This is a genomic window from Paenibacillus algorifonticola, from assembly GCF_000971975.1.
GTDB classification, from domain to species: domain Bacteria; phylum Bacillota; class Bacilli; order Paenibacillales; family Paenibacillaceae; genus Pristimantibacillus; species Pristimantibacillus algorifonticola.
This window is the reverse complement of the sequence record NZ_LAQO01000026.1, coordinates 20,244-43,129: the sequence shown is the minus strand read 5'-3', so window position 1 is coordinate 43,129 and position 22,886 is coordinate 20,244. Positions and strand designations below refer to the sequence as shown.

Genomic DNA, 22,886 nt, shown 5'->3' with positions numbered 1-22,886 from the left:
TCCCCCTCCTTCGTTTAAAATGGGCCGGCGAGCAGCGATTCGCCCGCTGCTTGCCAGCAATCCAGCAATCCAGCATTCCACCTTCCAGCATTAGTAAATAACTAGCTTACGTCCGACTTATAGGATCGACCTGTTGCCAGACCGATGACAAAAATAACAATGCCCACTACGCCGAGTGCAAAAATCGTATCGCCGACTGCGCGCAGCCAGACGAGATTTTGCATCGTGCGGGTATGAAGAAATTCGGCGGAGCGCGCATACCACATGCCATGCTCCATACTCGCCATCGTTTGGAGTATTCCTACGGGCAGCAGGCTTGCCAACCCCATCGTCATCAAGCCGATATTAAACGACCAGAAGGAAAACTTCAGCAGCTTCGTCCGCCATTCCTTCTCTCCGGTGAGGCCGCGCAGACAGAACAGCATAAGCCCGATTCCAAGCATGCCATAAACACCGAACAGAGCGGTATGCGCATGAAGCGCCGTCGTATTAAGCCCCTGCATATAATAAAGCGCAATTGGCGGATTGATAAGGAAGCCAAAGAGCCCCGCTCCGACCAAATTCCAGAATGATACGGCAACGAAGAAAAAGATCGGCCATTTGTAGCGCTTTACCCACGGCTTTGCCCGGCCATGACGCAAATTATCATAAGCTTCAAACCCAATCAATAGCAGCGGCACAACCTCCAGCGCGCTGAACGATGCTCCGAAAGCAAGCACCCCAATCGGCGTTCCGGCAAAATACAAATGATGAAACGTGCCAATAATGCCGCCAGCGAGAAAAATAACGGTCGAGAACAGCACCGTTGCCGTCGCAGTTGCCGTGCGAATAAGCCCCATGCGAGAAAACAGAAATGCGATAACGACCGCGGCGAACACCTCGAAAAAGCCTTCCACCCATAAATGAACGACCCACCAGCGCCAGTAGGTCACAATGGTCAAATGCGCCTGAGGCCCCCACATTAAGCCCGGAATGTAGAACGCCGGAATGGCAACTGAGGCGATCAGGAACAGCGTCAGTAGATGGCGGCTTTCCCCCTTCTTCTTAAGGGCCGGCCAGATTGCCCGCGCCATGAGGAAAAACCAAATAAATAAGCCGACCGTCAGAAAAATTTGCCACGCCCGGCCCAAATCTACATATTCATAGCCCTGATGACCAAAATAAAAATTATGCGTCGCGCTTGTAATATAGCCTTTGACCGCAAGCCATTCGCCCGCCATTGAACCCGCCACGATCAGCAGCAGGCAGCCGAACAGCACGTTCACGCCCAAACGCTGGAATTTGGGCTCATGCCCAGAAATAGCTGGGCCAATATATAGGCCGGTTGCGAGCCATGCGGTGGCAATCCAAAATACAGCGAGCTGCTGATGCCAAGTTCGCGTGACGCTATAAGGAAACCATTCCGCAATCGGGATGCCATAAAACCCTTTGCCCTCCACCGCGTAATGGGCGGTAATCGCGCCAAGACCTACCTGCACGGCGATCAGCGCCGTCACTATCCAGAAATATTTCATCGTCGCCCGCATGGAAGGCGTCGCTTTTACTTGCAGGAGCGGATCTTTCTCCGGTATGTGCCCACTCTCATCCTGCTCCCTGCTCCGCTGTACGGCGTAATACCAGGCAAGCGCTCCTACTCCGGCCAGCAACAAAACCACGCTCACAATTGACCAGAGCAGCGACGCGCTTGTCGGTTCATTGTCAATGAGCGGCTCGCCCGGCCAGTTATTCGTATACGTAATGTCTGAGCCTAACCGATTCGTCGAGGTTGACCAAGTCGCCCACCAGAAAAAGGCGTTCAGCTTCTCGCGATCGTCCAGTGAGCCTACCGTATTGGCTGGCAGAGCGATTTGCTCGCGATACGCGGCCCATTCAGGTGCATCTCCGAATACACCTGCATAATAGTCGCCCAGCTCAGAAGCCGTCAACGCCCGCAATGAAGTAATCAAAATGTCACCCGTCTCCGGATCATACGTATTAGTGCGGATTTCACGCTTGAGTGTGGCTTTAAGCTCAGCCTGCTGCTCCTCGGTCAGCTGGTCATAAGGCAGCTGGTATTTTTGCTGCGCGTTATAATCATTCATAAACCCAAGCTGCCGATGCAAATAGTCAGCCGTCCAATCCGGTGCTACATAGGAGCCATGCCCCCAGATGCTGCCCAGCTCCTGACCGCCCATTCGCTGCCATACCTGCTGGCCCTCCATAATATCGGCTTTTGTAAAAATCACATCTCCCTGCTCCGTGACGACCCGCTCCGGAATCGGCGGCTTCTCCTGAATAATCTCTCCGCCGTAATAGAGCAATACGCCAAAGGATAGAACAAATACGAGCGCCAAAGCCGCCCATAGCTTTTTATAAGGCATGAACTCCCCCGCCTTTTCCTATTTATTTTAACCCGGCATATAAGCACAATAAGGATCACTCTCCAAATAATCGCCGGTAAGGGCATATGCCCTTGCCCTTGAGCCGCCGCATAGTTGCTTGAAGGGGCAAATGCCGCATTTACCCTTTAACAGCGATTTATCCCTCAGCTGCTGCATAATGGGTGAATACCGGTAAATGTCCGCGAGTGGCTGCTCGCGTACATTGCCGCATACGATCGGTAGAAAACCGCTCGGATAAACATCTCCTGTATGGCTGATAAATACAAAGCCGTCCCCATCATTGACACCTTTCGGCGCGCGTCCCAGCATGTCGGCATGTTTGCCCATGCCCCCGCTTGCACTTGCACCTGCACCTGCGCTTCCGCTTCGACTTCCACTTACGCTTGTGTTATGTCCCGCCACTTCCTCACCGGCGTGCTTTCGCTGTTCCAGCTGGTCCTGCTTTTGCTGCTTTTGCTGCTTTTGCTGCTGCAAAAACACTCTGCGATAATGCGGCGCCTCCGTCGCCTTCACCCCGTAAGGCATGATTTGCTGAATCTGGCACAGCCACATCATCACAGCCTCATGCTGCTCCGGCGAAATCATATCCGTCTCCATTCCGCGTCCCGTAGGCACGAGAAAAAACACGCTCCACAGAACGGCGCCCATCTCCTTCACCCTCTCGGCAATTGCAGGCAAATCAGCTACATTGTAGCGCGACACGGTTGTATTCACCTGCAGCGGAATTTGCTGCTCCTGCAAATACGAAATTCCTTTCATCGTCTGGTCAAACGAGCCCCTCGTTCCGCGAAAATGATCATGTATCGCCGCTGTCGAGCCATCCAGACTAAACGCCCAGCGTGACAAGCCCGCTTCCTTCGCCTTGCAAATCGCCTCATACGTAACCTTAGGCGTGGCACTGGGTGTCATCGAAACGGGCAGTCCCTGCTCCTCAGACGCATACCTCGCAAGCTCGAACAAGTCCTGCCGCATAAGCGGATCACCGCCTGTAAAAACAAATAACGGTCGATCCATCGCCGCGATCTCATCAATCAGCCGTTTGCCTTCAGCAAGTGTTAGCTGACGAGGATCTGCCTTGTACTGCGCCTCCGCTCGACAATGCAGGCATTTGAGCGCACAGGCGCGTGTCACCTCCCAAATGACGATAAATGGATTAACCTTATAATCGTGCTCCAGCTTGTTTAAGGTCGTGCTCATGCTTCTCCCTCCTTTCCTTAGCCAAATAGAAACTGTCCTTATTTTAGAAAACATTCAGGGGCGCAACTGTGCGTCCCGTCACATTCGTGCCTGACACCTTGCTTTATTGTTGAGATATACCGTAACACTTAGGCATCTACTGGATTGAAAGGAAGGATGACCATGCTGAATGTGAGGCATATGATTATTGTGATCGCGATTCTGGGGGCAATTGCTGTTTTCTGCGTGTATATCCCTGCGGAGGAAAATGATGCGACCGCAATCGCGGAAGCGGCGGAAACGTTGAATCAGCCGCCTGTAGCGCCGATTATTCACCGGGAGGGAAGCACGGTAACGATTGAAATGACCGCCCAGATAACGGATGTGGAAATCTCCAAAGGCGTCTTTTACAATGCGTGGACGTTCAATGGCACGGTACCTGGCCCTGTACTACGCGTGAACGAAGGTGACACGATTGATTTTACGCTGAAAAATATGGATCCGAATGTGCCCCATTCGATGGATTTTCACGCCGTTCATGCTGCGCCAAGCAAAAAATTCATCGATGTGATGCCGAATGAAGAAGGCCATTTCAGCTATAAAGCGGAGTCGCCCGGGGTGTTTATGTATCATTGCGGGACAAGTCCGGCACTTGCCCATATCGCCAACGGCATGTATGGCATGATTATTGTAGCGCCAGCGGACGGTTATCCAAGTGATGCAGACATTGACCGAGAATATACGATTGTGCAAAGCGAGTGGTATACGGAGCATGACTATCAAGCTTTTTTAAATGATGAGCCTACCTATGTCGTATTTAATGGCAATGACTTTGGACTTAAAGAACAGCCTTTCCTTGCCAAAGTCGGAGATCGGGTGCGGTTTTATGTCAATAACGCCGGTCCGAACGAGGTTAGCTCGTTTCATATTGTAGGCACCCTGCTGGACCGGGTTTATATCGACGGCAATCCGCGAAATGTGCTGTACGGGCTGCAAACGTATTTGCTGCCAGCGAGCGGTGGTGCTGTTGTCGAGGTGACTGTAACCGAGGAAGGCGACTACCCGATTGTGACTCATCAGTTTAATGATGCCGCCAAGGGAGCCACCGCGATTTTACGCGTAACGAAAGATGGCAAGGATACGCATGAGCCTGCAATGAAACATTAACGTAGAAGGGCAATTTTCTGCTTCATGTCCTCTCTCGTTCGATTGACGATGTTCGTAATATCGCTGCGTGTCGGCTGCTCCAGATGAATGCCCACGACCACCGTAACGGTTACGCCGAGTGAGCTTGCCGCCAGCATCGCCAGCTCCGCTGCCAGTTCTCCTTCGCGATGCCCTGGCAGCGTAATGGTTTCGCATTTGGGAGCAGCTAAATGAGCGCCCCATGCTGTCCAATAGGCGGTAGCCGATGCGCCAATATGCGCAGCTCCCCCAGTGATGAGAAATACTAGATCGCTCCCCATTGGCAGCACCCGAATGTCTACCTGCTGTTCGATCTTATGCCTTATTTGATGCTCCATACTGCCCTCCTGCTTGGCCGCGTGCAATTAGCGCGGCCTTTATGTTTTTTATAAAGCGAGTCTACAGCAATCCCGGCAGGATGGCTGTGACAGCCGTCACCACAGCTCCTCCGCCCTTCGCGTACCCTTTCAGCAAAAAAATGCCCATACTGCGCACAATGTGATGCCCGTCACAAAGCCGCCTCCCGCTTTCGATTATGCTTTTGACATAGCCAAAACCAATCTTTTCGAGGAGGAATGTTTTATGCAAGCTTTCACTGCAACTGTCAACGCTACGGAATATCCGCCGCAATTAAAGCACAAAGTTATTTTTCAAACGTTTCAGGAGCTTAAGCCTTCCGAAGCGATGCTGCTCATTAACGATCATGATCCCGTGCCGCTCCGCTTCCAATTCGAATCGATGTACAAGGATCAATTTGATTGGGAATATATCGAGCAGGGCCCTGACCTCTTTCGCGTCAAAATTGGAAAGCTCTCGCTGTAGCAGCATGAGCTTCGTATAAAAGCTTCGCAAAGGAGGCAAGCACATGGCCGAAGTGACTATCGTCAATGAAAAAACGATTAAAATTGCAGTCCAGTTGGAGGATGCGCTGACCATGATCCGCGATGCCCAGACCCATATTACGGAATATGCGTTTGACATCGTCACCATGGTGGAAAAAATGCCGCAGTTCAACTATACGTATTTTTGCTTCTATGCTTACGACAGCGCCGCGCTTTTCGAGCGGATGCTGGATACGGATCCCAAGCAGTACACCTCCTTTTCACTCGATGCGCCGGATTCCTTTTTCTACGCTTTGTATGGGGGAATGACAGGACTGTACGAGGAAGCGAGGCTTTACCTGTAACTACTGGAGGAGGAGAGCAGCCATGCTACCCAAGCAAACCCGGATTGTGGAGCTTGATGTCAGGCCTTATTTGCGCCAAAAGCTGGAGCCCTTCCAGCTCATTATGGATCAGGTGAAGGAACTGGAAATTCATGATGTGCTCGTGCTCCATGCTACCTTCAAGCCTACGCCGCTGCTTGGTCTAATGAAGGTAAAGGGTTACGCCAATAAAGTGCAGCAGGTAGGCCCCGAGCACTGGAGCGTCACTTTCGTAAACAAGAAAAATAAAAGCTTCCTGCAAGCATGGGACGCAGAGCCCGATGCGGCGATGGAGGAGGCAGTCAAGGAAGAACCAACAAAAACAAAAGCGGCAGCAGACGAGTTATCAGCAGAAACACATCCAGCAGCCGCTCTGAATTCCTCAGAGCATTCTGGCACAAAAATCATTCGGCTGGACAACCGCGGTCTGGAGCCGCCTCAGCCGATGATTCGTACCTTGAATGCGCTGGAGAAGCTTAACGCTGGCGATGAAGTAGTCATTCATAATGACAGAGTCCCCGTCTTCCTCATTGAGGAGCTGAACTCACTCGGCTACGCCTTTACGATTGAAGAGCAGGAAGACGGCTCTGCGCAGGTGTTCATTCAAAAAAGCTAGGAGGCCTCAGCTTATGTTGCGTCTCCCTTTTCTCTTTATCGCAACAGGCATCGCCGGGTTCACCTTGTTCCACCTCACCTCCCTGCTGTCGCTTGCCGACTGGATCGGTGATCCTGTTCGCGGGCCCACTGGGTGGTACAACATCCATCTCATCATCCTTGGATGGGCAACGATGATTGCAATGGGCGCTGTGTATCAGCTCATTCATGTTATTTTACAATCAAAAATTTATAGCGAACGGCTCGCTTACGTTCATTACGGCTGCTTCACCGCCGGTGTGTGTGGACTGCTTTACGGGTTCATTAATGGCGAGGTTGCCTGGATTGCCAGCTTTGCCGTACTCGCTCTAATCGGTCTGCTGCTGTTCGCCTTAAATGTCACTCGCACCCTATGGCGCGCCGCACAGTGGAATGCCATTACGCTCAGCACCGCTTGCGCCGTTTTGTATTTGACGCTGACGGGGTTGTCCGGCATGGGCATGGGACTGAACTTCGCCCTAAATGCTTGGGGCGGGCTGCATGAACGCTTGTTCGGCGCCCATATTTGGCTCGGTACCTTAGGCTGGTTCGGGCTGCTCATTACCGGCTTCAGCTATAAAATGCTGCCAATGTTTTATTTGGCGCACAGCTTCCCCACCCGCCTGTCCTATGTCACGCTCGGCTTATGGAATGCTGGTGTGCTGACCGGCGCCTCGGCGTTTCTATTTGACTGGGGCTTTTGGACAAAATGGACAGCGCTGCTCTTTCTCGTACTTGCGCTGCTTGCATACAATGTTCACCTTGGGCAAATTCGCAAGCATCGGCACAAGCGCCAGCCGGGCGCAGGCATCGCTTGGTCAGTGAACAGCTGCCGCGCCATCGCGTTGTTTGCCACTAGTGCGCTTATCTATACGGCATTTGACCCGCAGGCATTCGATTCTGCTGCTCTTGTAACAGCTGCGGGCTGGATTTATTTGGGCGGTTGGGTCGCCTTTATGATTTTATGCTACTTGTCCAAAATCGTCCCCTTCCTATGGTGGACGCAAAAATACGGCCCGCAGGTCGGCAAACCCGGCATACCTACAATGGCCGCTTTGCTGGGTGATAACGGCGTCAATCTCGGGCTTACCGGCATCGCTTTTTCCCTACTGCTGCTGTTTGCGGGGCTGCTGCTTGGCCTGCCGTTTCTAGCGCTTGTAGGCGGCCTTGGCTTTTCCTTATTTTCACTCGGTTACATTTCACTAATCGCCTCGGTTTTTACACGGTAATGAACGGCACTTTGGAGAGGAGAGGAGCAGGATGGAAAAACGATCAGAAGAAAGTTTAGGCGAACAATTGGAAGAGCGTACGAAAGAGCAAGTATGGGAATTGCTGCGCAAGGTGCATGATCCCGAGCTTGGCGTCAATATTGTCGATCTCGGCCTCGTGTACAGCTTGAATTGGAAGGATGAGCATATTACAGTGGAAATGACGCTGACGACGCCAGGCTGCCCGATGCACGATATGATTGCTGGCGGCGTTCGGCATGTGCTTCTGGGTGAGCTGGGCTTTAACTCCGTTGAGGTTAATGTAGTCTGGGAGCCTGCATGGCAGCCTGCCATGATGTCGGAGGAGGCGAAAGAATATTTGGGCTATTGCTAGTCCAAAATAAATAGGCAAGCTGCTGATGAATATCATCGCGGCTTGCCTATTCGTGCTGCTATCTATTCCTCGTGGCACCACGAGCTTCTCACGGGGCGTTCCCAATGCTATCGGGTACTCCGCTTTAATCTACCTTTCCCCACTTATACGCTTATGTAGGCTCTTCCAGCGCGAATACTCCCCTGCCGCGCTCCTCCTGTATCCAAGCTGCCATGCCGGAGCTGTCCTGCACAGCGAATACCGGAAGCCCTTCAAAACTCACTGGATACCATGATGCAACCGCAACGACCTGCTCTAATTGCTTAACGAGCGCCTCATCCTCCTCATTGCGAATCAAGACGATCTTCGGATAGCGCTCTTGTTTAAAGCCTTCGACAATGACCCAGTCCATCTCGCGAAACTGCTGAAGCAGCTCCTTCAGCAGCGTCGGCCGCTGCTCCATAATTGCCGTACGATGCGGCGAGGTGATCGCGATTTTATGCGCACCCGCCTCGCGATGCCGCCATGTATCGGTACCCGGATGGTCGATGTCAAAATCATGCCCGTCATGCTTAACTGTGCCGACGCGGCAGCCGGCTTCGGCAAGCTGCTTGACCAGCGCCGCGGTCAGCGTCGTTTTCCCGGTATTTTTAAAGCCAACAATTTGAATAATGGAAGTGTGCAATGGTCCCTCTCCTTCTTTTTCTCACGCTGCTGTGATCCCTATCACTTCACGCATACCATATGTTGTATTACTATTAACTCCTGAAACTAAATGCAGTCATTCCAGTGGAAAGGAAAACATGATGCTGACCTTCTATCCCCGGTTCATCCGTACCTTTACAGATTTGCCCGGGCATCTCTCCCTGCTGATTCATGCTTGGAACGGCTGTAATATGCGCTGCTACGGCTGCCATAATGATGCAGAATTAATCGCGCAGAAGCCGATTCCGCATTTGCTGTTAACCGCGGAGCAGACGCTTGATCGGCTGGGCGGCAGCGATGGGCTGTTCGACGCCGTGCTGTTCAGCGGGGGCGAATTTTTAATCGGCAGCAAGGCGGAGCTGGAAAGCTTCCTGCGGCGTGTACGCCTTATTTTCAGAGGGAAAATCATTATTATGACGAATGGCACGTTCCCTGGCAAACTGAAGCGGCTGCTAGAACTAGCACTGATCGACGGCGTTCATATCGATATGAAGCTGCCCTTTCACCTGCTGGACCCTGTGGAGGATGCCGAGGTGTTCGAGGCGATTATCGGCATTGTGCCTTCCGCCCGCTTCTGTCAGGACATCCTCGACTCCGTCGATCTCGTCATTCGCCACAACAGCAGGCTGAGCCAAGTAAGGACGGTTCGTTACCCGCTGCTGAGCGAGGAGTTTTTCGTCCAGATTGCCTCCTATGTTGAGCAATTGAAAGACAAGTATGACAGTATTGTACCTTATTCCCTGAATCCCTACCATCCACCGCAAAAATAGAACGGAGGCCGATGATGTTTAGCCAATCCACCGATATTATTCGCACGTTTACTTCCGGGTCCGAAACGAAGCAAGCCGATTATTTGAAAAGAGAAAACAGCAACTTCGTCTATTCGCTGCCGCTGCTGCGCCATAATTTGAACAATTTTGCCGAGGAGGAGTATTTGCTGGAGCATATTTTGCCGCCCGCGCTCACCGAGCTATATTGGGACGGCGTTGTGTACATTCACGACAAGCAGCTTAGCCCTTATTGCCTAAGTGTAGGCTGTAAGGATATTGCGGCGAACGGCATCCCTACACTGGCGAAAAATATGATGTCCTCGCAGCCGACGAAAAAGCTCGAAACGCTGCTGCGGCATTTCAGCAACCTCGTCGTTCTGATGTCGCAGCAGGTGTCCGGCGCCGTCATGCTTTCGCAGATGACGACGGTGTCCGCCTCCTACCTCTATTATGAGGAGACGGTCAGAGGGCACAGCTTCACGGCTGAGGAGCTTCAGCAGCTATTCCAAAGCCTGATCTGGGAAATGAATATGCCGCTGCGCGGCGGCTCGCAATCCGCATTTACCAACATTACGCTGGAATTTGGCAAGCCTTCTGATGAAATTAAAGATGATTTTGTCGTCATTGGCGGCTCGCTGCTGGACATGCACTATAAGGAAATTCCCTCCACTTACTTTGACCGGGTGAATGAGGCGGTTATTGCGGTTATGAAGCAAGGCACAGGAAATGGCATCCCGTTCACCTTTCCGCTTTTGACGGTGCCGATTGATGATCATTTTGACTACAGCAATCCACTGTTTCTGGAGCTGCTGGACGGCATGTACCAATGGGGCGGCGTTTATTTTGAAAACTTCCGCAGCAAGCCGTTCGAGAGCGAGCATTATCGCCGTCTTAACCCTTACATCAAGCCGCGTGATCCCGAGGTCAGCCGCAGCCTGTGCTGCCGATTGCAAATTGATTTAACGGTGCTGTCACGGCTCGGTAGCGGGATTTTTGGCAGCTCCACTGGCTCTACAGGTGCTGTACAGGTTCTTAATTTGAATATGAACCGCGTCCTGATGGAATACGGCGGACATGAGGAAAAGCTGCTGGCGAAAATCAAAGAGCTGCTGGACATTATGCAGGAAGGCCATATGGCCAAGCGGCAGTGGATTGAGCAAAACAAAGAGCTGTATCCGACCTTTTTCGCCTTAAACCGCGATTTGTCCAATTATTTCAATGTGTTTGCCGTTACCGGCATGCATGAAGGATTAATCAACATCGGCTATGAGGGCGGGATGAACAATGAGGCTGGCAAGCGGCTTGCCCACCGGATTATGCAGTTTATGACGGAAACGATCAATGAATTTATCGTCCGCGATCAGGTCGCCTGCGGCATCGAATATGCACCGGGTGAAAATGCAGCCATCAAGCTGGCCCGCCATGATGTCAAATGGGCGAAAAACCATGACCGCAGCATTTTCGTGCAGGGCACCGGGGATAACGTTTATTTGACCTCGGGCTGCATGCTGCCGTTCAGCGAGGACGACTTTTTGCGCCAGGTGGAGAACAGCGCCGAATTTCAGGCTTATGCGACCTCGGGCAGCATTTTGCATCATTTCCTTGAAACGAAGCTGGCGCCGGAGAGGCTGGCCGATTATTTAAGGAAAATTTTCGAAAAGCCCATTCAATACATTACGCTTACGCCAACTCTGACTAGCTGTCTGACTTGCAGCCAGCAAATCGTTGCCGAGGACGGAAAAAATATTCACGCCTGCCCTGTATGCGGCAGCGACGATATCGCCACCTTCAGCCGCGTCATTGGTTATGTCAAAATGATTGCTCGTAAAAAGCTGGAGGTAGATGAGCAAGGCTATTATACAGGAGAATACAATTTCTGGAGCAACGCGCGGCGTTTTGACTGGAATACTCGTAAACGCATGAAGGAAGAGGCTGTTGACAGCGTTAGCACAGCCGCTGGCGTTTCAGCAGCAGATTCTTGATTTAGACAATAGGAAGGCCGGGTGCGGCGGCTGCGTTATAAGCCCGTTCGCATCAACCACTAATTGTGTAGCGCCGCCCTTTTCCCCTTCCGAATATAGTGCGGGAGGGGGACGGGCAGCGCTTTTTCATGGCATGTTTTATAGAAAGAACTTGTATAGTGCAGGTCTCCCTGCCTTACAACGTAGAAGCGGCAAGCGGAATCACAGTTACAAGCGTCCCAGCCTTGATGCCCGTCTTCGTAGGCGGAATAACCATCAGGCAGTTCGCATCCTTCAGCGTAACCATCGCGCTCGACATATCCATGCCCTCCTGCTTCACGTACACCAGTCCATTGTGGAAATAACGAATGCCCCGCACATATCGGGGATAGGCGTTTACCTTGTTATAATCGGCTGCAAGAAAAGCATCATGCGCTTGAACATCTGCCGCCTTCCGCTCCCCCTGTATCGCAAGCAAAACGGGACGCACCAATAATTCACAGCCGATGAAGCAGGCTGCCGGATTGCCGGACAATCCAAAAAACAGTTTGTTATTCCATACGCCAGCGCTCGTCGGGCTGCCTGGACGCATTGCGATTTTATTAAACAGCGTTTCCCCTTCCCACTGCAGGAAAAAATCCGCGATAATATCATAATCTCCGACAGACACGCCTCCAGTAGCGATAACCATATCCACATCGCTTTTGAGCAGCTTGTACAGCATGCTTTCAGCGTTCGGATAATCATCGGGAATGTGTTCCACAAAAAGCGGTTCAGCGCCGCAAGCGCGCACCTGAGCCGCCAGCATATAAATGTTGCTGTTTCTGATTTTGGCGCCTTCCAGAGGATCATTAATGGACAGCAGCTCGCTCCCTGTTGAAACGATCGCAACGAGCGGCTTGCGGTACACGAGAACCTCTGCGCAGCCAAGTGCGCTCAGCAGCGCCATCTGCCCTGGTCCGATGCTCTCGCCCGCCTCCAGCAGCAGCTCCTGAGCACGCGCTTCCTCGCCGATTGGCGAAATGTTCGCGCCGACGGGCACCGCTTTGCGCAGCTGGACATAGGGCTGGCCAGCCTGTTCGGCCTCCTCGGTCATTTCCAGCATGATGACGGCATCGGCACCATCCGGCACCATCCCGCCGGTCATAATCCGCGCTGCAGTGCCAGGTGTAATCACTTTTGTCGGCACAGTACCGCATGGCAGCTGTTCAATGACTTCCAGCATAACAGGAAGCTGCTGTAAATCCGCCGTTCTAATGGCGTAGCCATCCATGCCAGAACGGCGAAAATGCGGAATCGCTTCGCGCGCGCGAATGTCTTCGGCCAAGCGATAGCCTGCTGCATCGGCCAATGCTATTTTAACCGTACCCGCTTGATGAACCCGATCCAGCAAAGCCTGCTGCGCGTCGCCTAGTGTCACCGCTTTTCGATGGAGTTTACGATCATTTTTTTCCTTGTGTATGTTCATTTGAAGGCCGTCCTTTCAAAAGCTGTTCTCGTTTATTTGAATGTACCAGTATAATGTGCCGAACCACTGTGAGATAGGTCACTAAAGAATAGCTTATGCATGTCCATATTGCAAAAAAAAGACCAATCAGCCTGGCACTGATTGATCCCGTCTATGAAAAACCGATATAATTTACATATAAGAAATACAGGAAGGAAGATGCTCGTTATGCTGCTTTATAAAGGAGAAACACTGTTCCGCCAAGGAGAGCTCGGACCGCTCTATCACATTAAAAGCGGCATGCTCAAAATTATTCGCCTGCATGAGGATGGCAGTCCGATCTTGATGAATATTATTACCGCTGGAGAAACGATTCCCCATCATTCTCTCATTACCCAGCAGGCGTATCACGGGACAGCCGTAGCGCTGGTCACCTGCGATATTGAGGTGCTGCCATCGCAGGAGTGGTACCAAACGCTGGAGAGCGGGCCGGAAAAATGCCGCGATATTGCGCTGCTGCTGCAAAACAAGCTGCGCATGATGCAGCAGCGCATCGATCAATTGACGCAGGCCGCTCCGATTGATAAGCTCCGCAAGCTGGAGCAGTGGTTCGATCAGCATATTTCACCGGCTACCCTTTGCGATGTGCTGACGCAGGATGAAATTGGGCAGCTAATCGGACTGCGCCGCGAAACGGTCAATCGGCTGCTGCGGGCAAAGGCCGCCGAAACAACAATGAAAGAAGCATCCGTCTAATTAAACGGTATCCGCTGTTTCCTGCTGTTCCTCCTGCCCATCGTTCAAGCTTTCAGCCGGGCCAAAAAATTCAAAATGAATATCAGCCGCGCTAACGTCGAATACCCGCAGGGCGCGATTAATCATTTTCATAAACGGCTGCGGTCCGCAAAAGTAGAAGCTGGCATCCGTCGTCGGAATAACTGTGCGCAGCCATGGGAAATTGATCAGCCCTTCCTTGTGGTAATCCTTCAGCGCCCGGTCATGCGCCGTCGGCTGCGTATAGCAGTAGAAGACGGACAGCTGCGGATGACGGCCGGCAAGCGCGGATACCTGCTCCTTCATCGCATGCGTGTCTCCATTCGTGGTCGCATGGATAAAGGTAACCGGGCGTTCTGGACTGGCTTCCAGTACAGCATGCAGCATGCTCATCATCGGTGTCAGCCCCACGCCGCCGCTAATGAGCACGACAGGCCGCGTATCCTCTAAATCAACGGTAAAATCGCCCGCCGGTGCTGACAAATGAACGACATCTCCCTCGCGCAGATGCTCATGCAGAGACACAGACACTTTGCCAGCAGGCAGGTCATCCCGCCCATCCTCGCGTTTGACCGAAATGCGATAATAAGGCTTGCTTGGCGAATCCGATAAACTGTATTGGCGAATATGGGTATAGGCATCATTAGGCAGTTCCCTTTTCATGCTCACATATTGCCCGGCTTTAAAGCTTGCTATCGCACCGCCGTCCTCCGGAACGAGGTAGAAGGATGAAATGTTGTCGCTCTCTTGGACCTTTTTATTGACCACAAAAGCCCGGAACCCTTCCCAGCCGCCATGCTGCTGCTCCGCCTGCTTATACATCTCTTTCTCTACGCCGATAAACGCATCGGCAATAAAACCATATGCTTCTGCCCACGCCTGCAAAATATCATCAGTAGCCGCATCGCCCAGCACATCCTTGATGGCAGCAAGCAAATATTTTCCGACGATTGGATAATGCTCTGGCAAAATCCCCAAGCTTCTATGCTTATGGGCAATTTGCTTCACAACTGGCAAAATAGCAGCCAAATTATCAATATGAAGAGCGGCAGCGTAAACCGTATTTGCGAGTGCCGCTTGCTGCTTGCCTTGTTTTTGATTGGCATGGTTAAAAATATGAAGCAGCTCCGGATGAGCCGCAAACATCGTTTCATAGAAACGCTTCGTAATCGTCGTGCCGTGGACTTCCAATACAGGAACGGTAGATTTAATTGTAGCAATGGTCTTCTCACTCAGCATCATCGCACTCTCCTCACGGTTTTTAGGTATCCTTCAAACTTGATCTTCACTAGTATAAACAAGGAATACGTTTTTGATTGTGATTGAAATCACAATAAAAGATGCTGAATTGTGACAGTTGCCCAGGGATTAATCGACAAAAGCGAAAAACTAAGAAAAACGCCTGGCGGCGTCCTATCTATTAGACGCCATCGTTTTGGCGAAACGTATAGAGAAAGAATGAGAAAATTCATATACTTTCCTATACGTCAAGCGTAAACGGCTGTCGCCGTCCTCTGGCGGCAAAGCTACCGTTTCGAGGGTGAAATATAAGCCCATTATAAGGGTGAAACTTATAATAGTCTTATATTTCAAAAAAATCCAGATAAAGCAAGGGCTTCAGCTGGATTTGAGCTTTTTTTCAACCTTATAGCACTTTTTGTCACATTTGCCCTCAATCAGTCACGTTTTAGACAATCGTTAGACAAAGTTCTTTAAGGTTCGACTAAGGTTTTGTTTATATAATAATAACTATCAACCCCACAGTTGATCATATAACTAGGACAGGCCCACAGAAATGTGGGCCACTTTTTTTATTTTAGGTTTGATATCGTTTGATGCCGATTGTACGCTAACCTTTATTCCATCCATTAAAATCAGGGCTTCCATCCTCCGACCAATGCAGCTGCTTGACGAACGTATGACGATTCGGATCATGAAGCGGGTCGCCCTCAATCTCCTTATACGTGCGGGCATGGTACACAAATACATCCGTCTCGCCATCCTCCGCTACAGTGAAGCCGTTATGGCCCGGGCCATACTGCCCACGTTCCTCATCCGTCTTAAATACCGGCTCCGGCGATTTCGTCCACGAAGCCGCATCAAGCAAGTCGCTGTCCTCGGATGCCGTAAGCAAACCGACGCAATAATTAAAATCGGTAGCGCTTGCAGAATAGCTGATGAAAATGCTGCCGCTGCGTTTAATGACCGCTGGCCCCTCATTAACCAAATAGCCGATTTTTTCCCAGTCATATTCCGGCGTTGCGATCATAATCTGAGTCCCGCGAATCGTCCAAGGGTTTTCCATCGCCGCGATGTACAGGTTCGTATTGCCTTTGATCGCTGGATCATTTTGCGCCCACACCAGATAACGCTCTCCCTTATGCTCGAACGTCGTAGCATCCAGATTGAAGGACTCCCAGTTCATTATAATTTTGCCCTTCTCCGTCCATTCGCCCTCCAGCGGATTAGCGCTTTCATTTTCAAGCACATAGGTGCGATGGGCAAAGCCTGCATCCGTCCGGCCCGAAGCGAAATAAACGTACCATTTGCCAGCGATAAAATGGATTTCCGGCGCCCAAATTTTTGCGCTCATCTCGCCGCTTTCATGCTTGTGCCAGATGGCAACCGGCTCGGCCTCAGCAAGGCAAACGATCGTCTGCGAGCGGCGCAGCTCGATATAATTATAATCCGGCTCTGTCGCGGTGAAATAATACCAACCGTCTACATGCTTATAGATCCACGGGTCAGCGCGCTGCAGGATGATCGCTTTGCCCTCATTTTGCGTGAATTGCATTGTAATCGGCTGTAAACTCTTCGATGATTTTGTCTCCGCCGTCTTTTCTCCATTTGACAACTGCATCATTCCAACCTTTCTCGTCAAGCTCACCCCATACGTATTTGGTCTGTGCATCGGTTATTGCTGTTTTGAGCTCATTGCCCTTCTGTACATGGGTCTCGGACAACAACGATGCGCTTAAATCAACCACAGCAAGCTCCAAATCCTCATAAACTAGCTTCTCCAGCTTGACGTCCAAATCCTTCTTTTCCCCCATTATAGACATTCAACTGAGCGCTTCGTCAGAAGCGTTAACATCGCTCTCTATTGAGCTGCGGGAGGAAACACGCAAATCCAAAATAACACACAAGGCGAGCCTGAAGAACCGATTATTGCTGAAACATTTGAATAAAATGACGGGCTGCATTGGAAAGATAACGATTCCTGAGCCATACGATGCCGACATCCGATTGAAAATCCGTATCAGTGATGGCCAGCATGCGAATCGATGGAAGCGGGAAAGAGGCCATCACTGATTTAGGAAAGACGGTTACCCCGATTCCCGCTGCCACAAGTGCCATTATAATGGCGACGCTGGAGCATTCGCAGATAATTTTCGGCTCAAAGCCGTGAGCGCGACATTCAATCATCACCTTCTCATGCATCGCCGTTGTCCGCTCCGTCTTGAGGGCAAGAAACGGCAAATCCTTAAGCTCGCTCATCTGCATCGAATGCTTTTGCGGATCTGTGCTCCACTTCGAAGGCAGTACCGCAACGAATGGATCGGATGGCAGCGGCAAAATCGAATAAGGCAGCGAATCAGAAGCCGATTCAAACGGGAGTCTGGCAACGACAAGCTCAATGCTGCGCTTCTCCAGCTGGCTGCCCAGCAAATAATGATCGCCTTCCCAAATTTTAAACGTCACCTCGGGATGCTTGTCCCGAAATCGCTCAATGACAGGCGGCAGCAGCGAAATGCAGGAAACGACCGAGCCAATGGGCAGCACGCCCTGAATGCCCGCATCCAGCTCGCGTACCTCCTGCATCGTTTCATTAAATTGATTGACCAAGCTTTCGGCCTTATCGCGCAGCAGCTCTCCCGCATGAGTTAGCACAAGGCTTTTGCCATTGCGGTCAAATAAAGTGACGTTCAGCTCCTGCTCCATTTGCTTTAATTGGCGGCTAAGTGGGGGCTGCTCCATATTCAGCAGCTTGGCAGCGCGCGTAATTTGTCCCTCCTTGGCGATAGCCAGGAAGTATTTAAGCTGGCGTATATCCATATGCATTCTCCTATACCTAAAAAGTATGATGATCCGACAAAACAGATATTATCAATATACTTGTTTAAGTGGTACGATTCAACTAAACGAATATCACCAATATAAGTGGGAGGATTCTGATAATGAACCAACCGATTGCCATTGAATTAGCTGCTACAAAAAAAACAAAGCCCCAAGCCGATCAATTAGGGTTTGGAAAATATTATACCGATCATATGTTCATTATGGACTATGAAGCATCGAAAGGCTGGCATAGCCCAAGAATCGTTCCTTACCAGCCCATTACGCTCGACCCTGCCTCCAAGGTATTCCACTACGGACAAACGGTGTTCGAAGGGTTGAAAGCGTATCGCACGGATAACGGCAGCATTTTGCTGTTCCGCCCAGAAGAAAACTTTAAGCGGCTAAACCGTTCTAACGAACGCCTAAGCATTCCGCATCTTGACGAGGAAATTGCGCTGGAAGCTTTGAAGCAGCTCATTACTGTCGATCAGGACTGGATTCCTGATGAGGATAAAACATCTCTTTATGTCCGTCCGTTCATTATTGCAAACGAATCATCACTTGGTGTAGCGCCTTCGCAAAACTATATGTTTATGATTATTCTCTCGCCAGTCGGCTCGTATTACGCTGAGGGCATTCATCCGGTTAAGATTTTTGTGGAATCCGAATATGTACGTGCGGTTAAAGGCGGCGTCGGCAATGCCAAGACAGCGGGCAACTATGCCGCTGGCCTGAAAGCCCAGGAAGAAGCAGCAGCTAAAGGCTGCACGCAAGTATTGTGGCTGGACGGTGTTGAGCGTAAATACGTCGAGGAAGTTGGCAGCATGAATGTCTTTTTCAGCATCAATGGCACGATTGTAACTCCGGCGCTGAATGGCAGCATTCTCGACGGCATTACGCGCAAATCGATTATTGAGCTGCTTAAATCGTGGAACATTCCTGTTGAGGAGCGCAAGCTGTCCATTGGCGAACTCGTAGAAGCTTATCATAATGGTACGCTGGAGGAAGCTTTCGGAACGGGTACGGCAGCAGTTATTTCTCCAATTGGTGAGCTGCATTACCTCGATGAGCAGCTGCTGCTACGCGGCGGTGAGACAGGTCCATTGTCACGCAAGCTGTACGAGACGTTAACAGGCATTCAAACGGGCGTCATTGCCGATCCATTTGGCTGGACCGTCGAGCTTCCAAGTGCCCAATATACCGCTGGAACAAAATAAAACATAACGGCGCTTGCTCAACACGCAGCATGCCAATCATACCATGCATAAAACCCACCTATCGCGCTCTTTTCGAGCAGCTGAGGGTGGGTTTTATCGTTTTACATTTTCGTTTTATCGTTCATCATATACGGCAATTTTCCTTCGTCAGTTGAAACAACTTATAGAGTCAATAGCTGCGATTCGTCAACTGATCCAAGCTTTTGAACGTGTAGCCTTGCGCCCTCGCACCGTCTATAATCGCTCCTAAAGCTTGGGCATTATCGGAGGAAACCGAATGCAGCAAAATAACGGCACCCGGATGAAGCTGGCGCATCACTTGATCCTGGGCGTAAGCTGCGCCCCTCTGGCTCTTAATGTCCCAATCCTTATAGGCAACCGACCAGAATACGCTCGTATATCCTGCCTGCTTGCTGACAGCAAGCACCTGGTTACTAAAAATCCCCCTTGGCGGACGCAAATACGCCATTTCCTGCTGGCCGGTGAGCAGTGCCGACTGCTCCTCCACCTTTTTGAGCTCCGTCTGAATTTGTTCTGAGCTGAGCTGTGTCATATCCGGGTGGCTCCAGGAATGATTGCCAACGATATGCCCTTCTGACGCCATACGCTTTACTAGCTCCGGCTGGTCTTTAATGAAATGGCCTGTTACAAAAAAGGCGGCAGGCACTCCCTTCGCCTTAAGCGTATCCAGCACTTTGGCGGTATAGCCATTTTCATAGCCATTATCGAAGGTCAAATATAGTTCCTTTTGCTTCGTATCGCCAAGGAAAATCGCCCCATTTTGCTGAACGATGCCTTTAAAGCCCTCCTCATTAATCGAAGGCAGCTGTCCTCCTACGCTTTTCTTAAACCCAAAATGATAAACCCCCGGCTGTGCCAACGCGCTGTCCATGCCAAGGCATCCTAGCCATACAGCCAAACACAGGCTTAGCAGCCGGAGTGTTATACGCTTCATCATGCTGTTCCCCCTCATTCATTTGCTGCTTACTCGCCATTATGTTCTGCATCCAGCAAGCAAATTATGAGTGAAACCTTACATTAAATAAACGATAGCTTATCCGGATTGTACATCGTATAAATACGCTTTATGCGGCTGCCGACCTCCGTTTGCACCCATTCCAGACACATAACTGCCTGTACAGCCCTTTCACGGCGAAAGACGAGCGCTGGCTGCCCATTCATGATGGAGACGGATATGCTCGTACCGTGCAGGCTGTGCGTAGACATTCTTCGCAGCAGCAAAACCGCGCGGCGCGCGCTAATAATGGGCCGTCTCGCTGCAGTAACTTTACCACCGCCATCGGTGTAAAGCACAGCATCTTGGCGCATCAAGGCGAGCAGCTTCCCAATATCGGCCTGTTCAAATGCCGCAACAAATGGTTCTAGTGCTGAAGCGTCCACCGTTAGCTCTTGTTCTTCCACTTGTGATTCTGGAAGCTGGCGGTACAGCTCAAGTGCCTGCTTGGCACGACTTAAAATTTTGCGGCAGTTTGCCTCCGATTTGCCTACCAACTCGGCAAGCTCATCATAGCCATAACCATATCCTTCACGCAGCACAAATACAGCACGCTCTAGTGGAGATAAATGCTCCAGCATAACAAGGATGGCATAGCTGATCGTCTCTCTGCGCGCCAACTGCTCCAATGGTCCATCGCCATACTCGCCACTCCAAGGCTCCGGCAGCCATTCCCCTACATAAGCTTCTCGCTTGTGACGAGCAGATTGCAGCCTATTCATACAGCGGTTGACTGTCATTTTGCATAAATAGGCTTTGACATTGCGCATTGGATAAGGCTCCGCCGACTGGAGCGTCACAAAAATATCCTGGACGACATCATCCGCCTCCTGTCGTGATCCAAGCAGCTTATAAGCCAGCGAGCTGAGCAGCGTCTTATAGTCTGCATACCACTTTGCTACCTGCCACAAAACCTGAGTATCCGCCATTTTGCTTCCAAAACTTCCTTTCCCTCAAACAAAATAATCAAATATATAATTGCCTACGGTGTCCATTTAGTCAAAGCAGCCGGGAAACATGCCAGTTGAAATGGCAATGCGATTCCAGCTGTTAATCGTAATAATCGCCAAAATTAAAGCCGCATATTCCGCTTCATCATAATAGTCTCTCACTCGATTGTACAGCTCATCCGGCACGCCCGCTTCAGAAACCTGGGTCACATGCTCGGTTAATTCCAAAACAGCACATTCCTTCTCCGTATAGATCGGCGCTTCTCTCCATACGCTTAGCAGCATAATTCGCTGCATGCTTTCGCCCTTGTTCATAAGATCCTCACTATGCATGTCCAGACAAAAAGCACAGCCATTGATTTGCGATGCGCGCAGCTTAATAAGCTCATAGGTGATAGGATCAATACCGGAGCTTGACGCCGCTTTTTCCAATTCCATCAACGCTTTAAATACAGCCGGGTTCGCTGTGCGATAGTTCACTCTTAATTTCATTTTTAATTCCTCCTAATAGGTTGGTGTTGTTCGTTCTTCATAAGATAAGACAAAATAGCAGCTCCTTTTGTGACAAGCAAAAGCAAAAAAACCGGACTCTACGCATAAAGCGTAAATCCTGCTCGTTCACTTTGTAGTATTTTAACGCAAACGGTAGCTAAGATCGCCGCCGAAGCCATAACCTTGCTCCATTAGACGCTGTACAGCAAGACCCGGAAGTCCATATCAATCGAATCCCAAGGAATATCGCGATTGAACTGTGTATGCAGGTGAAGCAGCGGCTTGCGAAGATCGGTGAGGCCGTGAATCCACATTTTCGCAGGCGAGAACGTATGCATCCACGTAATAACGCCCGCACAAGTTTCATCTGCTATTGCTGCCAAGCAAATTTGATAAATATCTTCAGGCGTTGTTGCAACCGTCTTGAATACGATTTCAAAAGGATTGATTCCGTCTTCATTGAACGCTTCCGTTATAATGAGCGAGTGCTGCGCGACTTCCTCAAGCGTCTCCGGTCCATATAAATGCTGGCTTCCCGCTCCAGCCACTGTCATTTCGACTTGTACGGACATTACAAAGGAATTCACCCCTTATTACGTTCAGCAGGCCGCTTGGCCGGGAGTACCTCTCCCATCATTCAAAAAAGAGGCCCGGCTAGGGCCTCTTCCAACAAGCTACTGCTTCTCTAATCGATACGTATGGCCGCAGAAGGAGCATTTGAACAACATGCCGGTCTCGCCCATGACCCAGCTGATGCGATCATCGTCCTCCGCTTCCAAATATTCGCGCCCCTGCTCATCTCGATCTCCGGTTGCGAACAGTCCGGTTTGATTGCCGCAAACACATTCAAAGGTTAGTACCACTGTTTGATTGTCCTCCCCTAAACGATGTTATTTCCTGCTAATTTCGCCAAAACTATTGACAATGATACATTTTGTATCATAAATTAATAGTTAAGCTTGTATTCTTATTTCAGCTTTTTTGAAGGAGCCACTAAAATGACGATGGGAGACCGATTGAAGGAACTCCGCTTACAAAAAAATCTTTCGCAAGAAGCCGTTGCCCGTGCGATCGGGATAACCCGCTCCGCTTACAGTCATTACGAAATTAACAATCGCCAGCCTGTATATGAAACGTTGATTAAGCTCGCCTTCTTTTTTCATGTGACGACGGATTATATTATTGAAGGTGAAACCCGCCAGCAAGAGGCTGGGCTAGCCAGGGAAGAAACGCAGGAGCTGCTGCGGCTGCTGAATCATATGGATGAAGACAAGCGAAAAGCATCCATTAATAAAATGCTTAGTGTCATACGCGAATCGGAATAATCGTTTGCCAT

24 protein-coding genes and 2 pseudogenes are annotated in these 22,886 nt (G+C 50.5%); 11 read left to right on the top strand and 15 right to left on the bottom strand.

From position 1 onward, the window contains the following. Positions 1 to 101: 101 nt before the first annotated feature. Both WH37_RS25340 and WH37_RS25335 read right to left on the bottom strand, forming a co-directional pair. Positions 102 to 2,360 carry a nitric-oxide reductase large subunit gene (locus WH37_RS25340; protein WP_046233439.1) on the bottom strand — a complete coding sequence of 753 codons (2,259 nt, stop codon included), beginning with the start codon at positions 2,358 to 2,360 and terminating at the stop codon, positions 102 to 104. Between the two features lie 27 nt (positions 2,361 to 2,387). Further along, on the bottom strand, positions 2,388 to 3,578 hold the full coding sequence (locus tag WH37_RS25335) for a TIGR04053 family radical SAM/SPASM domain-containing protein (RefSeq protein ID WP_046233438.1): 1,191 nt from the start codon (positions 3,576 to 3,578) through the stop codon (positions 2,388 to 2,390). 162 nt (positions 3,579 to 3,740) lie between these two features. Between WH37_RS25335 and WH37_RS25330 the strand changes: the two genes are divergently transcribed. Continuing rightward, complete coding sequence (locus WH37_RS25330) at positions 3,741 to 4,724, top strand: multicopper oxidase domain-containing protein (protein WP_231594361.1); 984 nt, start codon at positions 3,741 to 3,743, stop codon at positions 4,722 to 4,724. Here the strand turns inward: WH37_RS25330 and lpdD are convergent. After that, a complete protein-coding gene (lpdD, locus tag WH37_RS25325) occupies positions 4,721 to 5,080 on the bottom strand; it encodes a prenylated flavin chaperone LpdD (RefSeq protein WP_046233436.1) in 360 nt (119 codons plus the stop codon). The two genes, WH37_RS25330 and lpdD, sit on opposite strands and share 4 nt — an antisense overlap. Positions 5,081 to 5,324: 244 nt before the next feature. Between lpdD and WH37_RS25320 the strand changes: the two genes are divergently transcribed. Genes WH37_RS25320 through WH37_RS25300 form a run of 5 tightly spaced genes read left to right on the top strand, consistent with a single transcriptional unit; the run spans position 5,325 to position 8,181 of the window. Continuing rightward, positions 5,325 to 5,564 carry a DUF2249 domain-containing protein gene (locus WH37_RS25320; RefSeq protein ID WP_046233435.1) on the top strand — a complete coding sequence of 80 codons (240 nt, stop codon included), beginning with the start codon at positions 5,325 to 5,327 and terminating at the stop codon, positions 5,562 to 5,564. Between the two features lie 43 nt (positions 5,565 to 5,607). Continuing rightward, positions 5,608 to 5,928, top strand: coding sequence for a hypothetical protein (locus WH37_RS25315; protein WP_046233434.1), 321 nt, complete (start codon positions 5,608 to 5,610; stop codon positions 5,926 to 5,928). 22 nt (positions 5,929 to 5,950) lie between these two features. After that, entirely contained in the window at positions 5,951 to 6,562 is a 612-nt protein-coding gene (locus tag WH37_RS25310) for a DUF2249 domain-containing protein (protein WP_046233433.1), read from the top strand. Positions 6,563 to 6,575: 13 nt separating this feature from the next. Next, complete coding sequence (locus WH37_RS25305) at positions 6,576 to 7,808, top strand: hypothetical protein (protein ID WP_046233432.1); 1,233 nt, start codon at positions 6,576 to 6,578, stop codon at positions 7,806 to 7,808. A 31-nt stretch (positions 7,809 to 7,839) separates the two neighbouring features. Beyond that, positions 7,840 to 8,181, top strand: coding sequence for a metal-sulfur cluster assembly factor (locus WH37_RS25300; protein WP_046233431.1), 342 nt, complete (start codon positions 7,840 to 7,842; stop codon positions 8,179 to 8,181). Between the two features lie 151 nt (positions 8,182 to 8,332). Here WH37_RS25300 and mobB read toward each other — a convergent pair whose 3' ends face one another. Further along, the gene (mobB, locus tag WH37_RS25295; RefSeq protein WP_046233430.1) at positions 8,333 to 8,845 is read right to left on the bottom strand and encodes a molybdopterin-guanine dinucleotide biosynthesis protein B; all 513 of its coding nucleotides are present in this window, start codon (positions 8,843 to 8,845) and stop codon (positions 8,333 to 8,335) included. A 118-nt stretch (positions 8,846 to 8,963) separates the two neighbouring features. Between mobB and WH37_RS25290 the strand changes: the two genes are divergently transcribed. Both WH37_RS25290 and nrdD read left to right on the top strand, forming a co-directional pair. Beyond that, entirely contained in the window at positions 8,964 to 9,635 is a 672-nt protein-coding gene (locus WH37_RS25290) for a radical SAM protein (protein ID WP_231594360.1), read from the top strand. 11 nt (positions 9,636 to 9,646) lie between these two features. After that, positions 9,647 to 11,617, top strand: a complete 1,971-nt coding sequence (nrdD, locus tag WH37_RS25285) for an anaerobic ribonucleoside-triphosphate reductase (protein ID WP_231594359.1) — start codon at positions 9,647 to 9,649, stop codon at positions 11,615 to 11,617. A gap of 175 nt (positions 11,618 to 11,792) precedes the next feature. On the opposite strand, the gene WH37_RS25280 is transcribed toward nrdD, so the two are convergent. Continuing rightward, the gene (locus WH37_RS25280; protein WP_046233427.1) at positions 11,793 to 13,064 is read right to left on the bottom strand and encodes a molybdopterin molybdotransferase MoeA; all 1,272 of its coding nucleotides are present in this window, start codon (positions 13,062 to 13,064) and stop codon (positions 11,793 to 11,795) included. A gap of 207 nt (positions 13,065 to 13,271) precedes the next feature. On the opposite strand from WH37_RS25280, the gene WH37_RS25275 reads away from it, so the two are divergent. Beyond that, complete coding sequence (locus WH37_RS25275) at positions 13,272 to 13,799, top strand: Crp/Fnr family transcriptional regulator (RefSeq protein ID WP_046233426.1); 528 nt, start codon at positions 13,272 to 13,274, stop codon at positions 13,797 to 13,799. On the opposite strand, the gene hmpA is transcribed toward WH37_RS25275, so the two are convergent. The 4 genes from hmpA to WH37_RS25255 all read right to left on the bottom strand — a co-directional run bounded on the left by hmpA (position 13,800) and on the right by WH37_RS25255 (position 17,873). Further along, positions 13,800 to 15,056 carry an NO-inducible flavohemoprotein gene (hmpA, locus tag WH37_RS25270; RefSeq protein ID WP_046233425.1) on the bottom strand — a complete coding sequence of 419 codons (1,257 nt, stop codon included), beginning with the start codon at positions 15,054 to 15,056 and terminating at the stop codon, positions 13,800 to 13,802. 610 nt (positions 15,057 to 15,666) lie between these two features. Next, positions 15,667 to 16,611 carry a glycoside hydrolase family 43 protein gene (locus tag WH37_RS25265; protein ID WP_046233424.1) on the bottom strand — a complete coding sequence of 315 codons (945 nt, stop codon included), beginning with the start codon at positions 16,609 to 16,611 and terminating at the stop codon, positions 15,667 to 15,669. After that, positions 16,592 to 16,879 carry a hypothetical protein gene (locus WH37_RS25260; RefSeq protein ID WP_143088480.1) on the bottom strand — a complete coding sequence of 96 codons (288 nt, stop codon included), beginning with the start codon at positions 16,877 to 16,879 and terminating at the stop codon, positions 16,592 to 16,594. The genes WH37_RS25265 and WH37_RS25260 overlap by 20 nt, the downstream gene beginning before the upstream one ends. 103 nt (positions 16,880 to 16,982) lie before the next feature. Then, positions 16,983 to 17,873, bottom strand: a complete 891-nt coding sequence (locus WH37_RS25255; RefSeq protein WP_046233422.1) for a LysR family transcriptional regulator — start codon at positions 17,871 to 17,873, stop codon at positions 16,983 to 16,985. Positions 17,874 to 17,995: 122 nt separating this feature from the next. Here WH37_RS25255 and WH37_RS25250 point away from each other — a divergent pair, with 122 nt between their 5' ends. Continuing rightward, positions 17,996 to 19,093 carry a branched-chain amino acid aminotransferase gene (locus tag WH37_RS25250; protein WP_046233421.1) on the top strand — a complete coding sequence of 366 codons (1,098 nt, stop codon included), beginning with the start codon at positions 17,996 to 17,998 and terminating at the stop codon, positions 19,091 to 19,093. A 169-nt stretch (positions 19,094 to 19,262) separates the two neighbouring features. Here WH37_RS25250 and pdaA read toward each other — a convergent pair whose 3' ends face one another. From pdaA to WH37_RS25225, 6 genes and pseudogenes are all read right to left on the bottom strand, one after another. After that, positions 19,263 to 20,048 carry a delta-lactam-biosynthetic de-N-acetylase gene (gene pdaA / locus WH37_RS25245; protein WP_046233420.1) on the bottom strand — a complete coding sequence of 262 codons (786 nt, stop codon included), beginning with the start codon at positions 20,046 to 20,048 and terminating at the stop codon, positions 19,263 to 19,265. 83 nt (positions 20,049 to 20,131) lie between these two features. After that, on the bottom strand, positions 20,132 to 21,037 hold the full coding sequence (locus tag WH37_RS25240; protein WP_046233419.1) for a sigma-70 family RNA polymerase sigma factor: 906 nt from the start codon (positions 21,035 to 21,037) through the stop codon (positions 20,132 to 20,134). 66 nt (positions 21,038 to 21,103) lie between these two features. Then, positions 21,104 to 21,550, bottom strand: a complete 447-nt coding sequence (locus WH37_RS25235) for a carboxymuconolactone decarboxylase family protein (protein WP_046233418.1) — start codon at positions 21,548 to 21,550, stop codon at positions 21,104 to 21,106. Positions 21,551 to 21,691: 141 nt separating this feature from the next. Then, positions 21,692 to 21,745 (bottom strand): annotated as a pseudogene (locus WH37_RS37660) (hypothetical protein); the annotation flags it as partial. A 20-nt stretch (positions 21,746 to 21,765) separates the two neighbouring features. After that, positions 21,766 to 22,122 (bottom strand): annotated as a pseudogene (locus tag WH37_RS25230) (hypothetical protein); the annotation flags it as partial. A 102-nt stretch (positions 22,123 to 22,224) separates the two neighbouring features. After that, complete coding sequence (locus WH37_RS25225) at positions 22,225 to 22,413, bottom strand: hypothetical protein (RefSeq protein WP_046233416.1); 189 nt, start codon at positions 22,411 to 22,413, stop codon at positions 22,225 to 22,227. Positions 22,414 to 22,548: 135 nt separating this feature from the next. Between WH37_RS25225 and WH37_RS25220 the strand changes: the two genes are divergently transcribed. Beyond that, positions 22,549 to 22,875, top strand: a complete 327-nt coding sequence (locus WH37_RS25220) for a helix-turn-helix domain-containing protein (protein WP_046233415.1) — start codon at positions 22,549 to 22,551, stop codon at positions 22,873 to 22,875. The last annotated feature ends 11 nt before the right edge of the window (positions 22,876 to 22,886 follow it).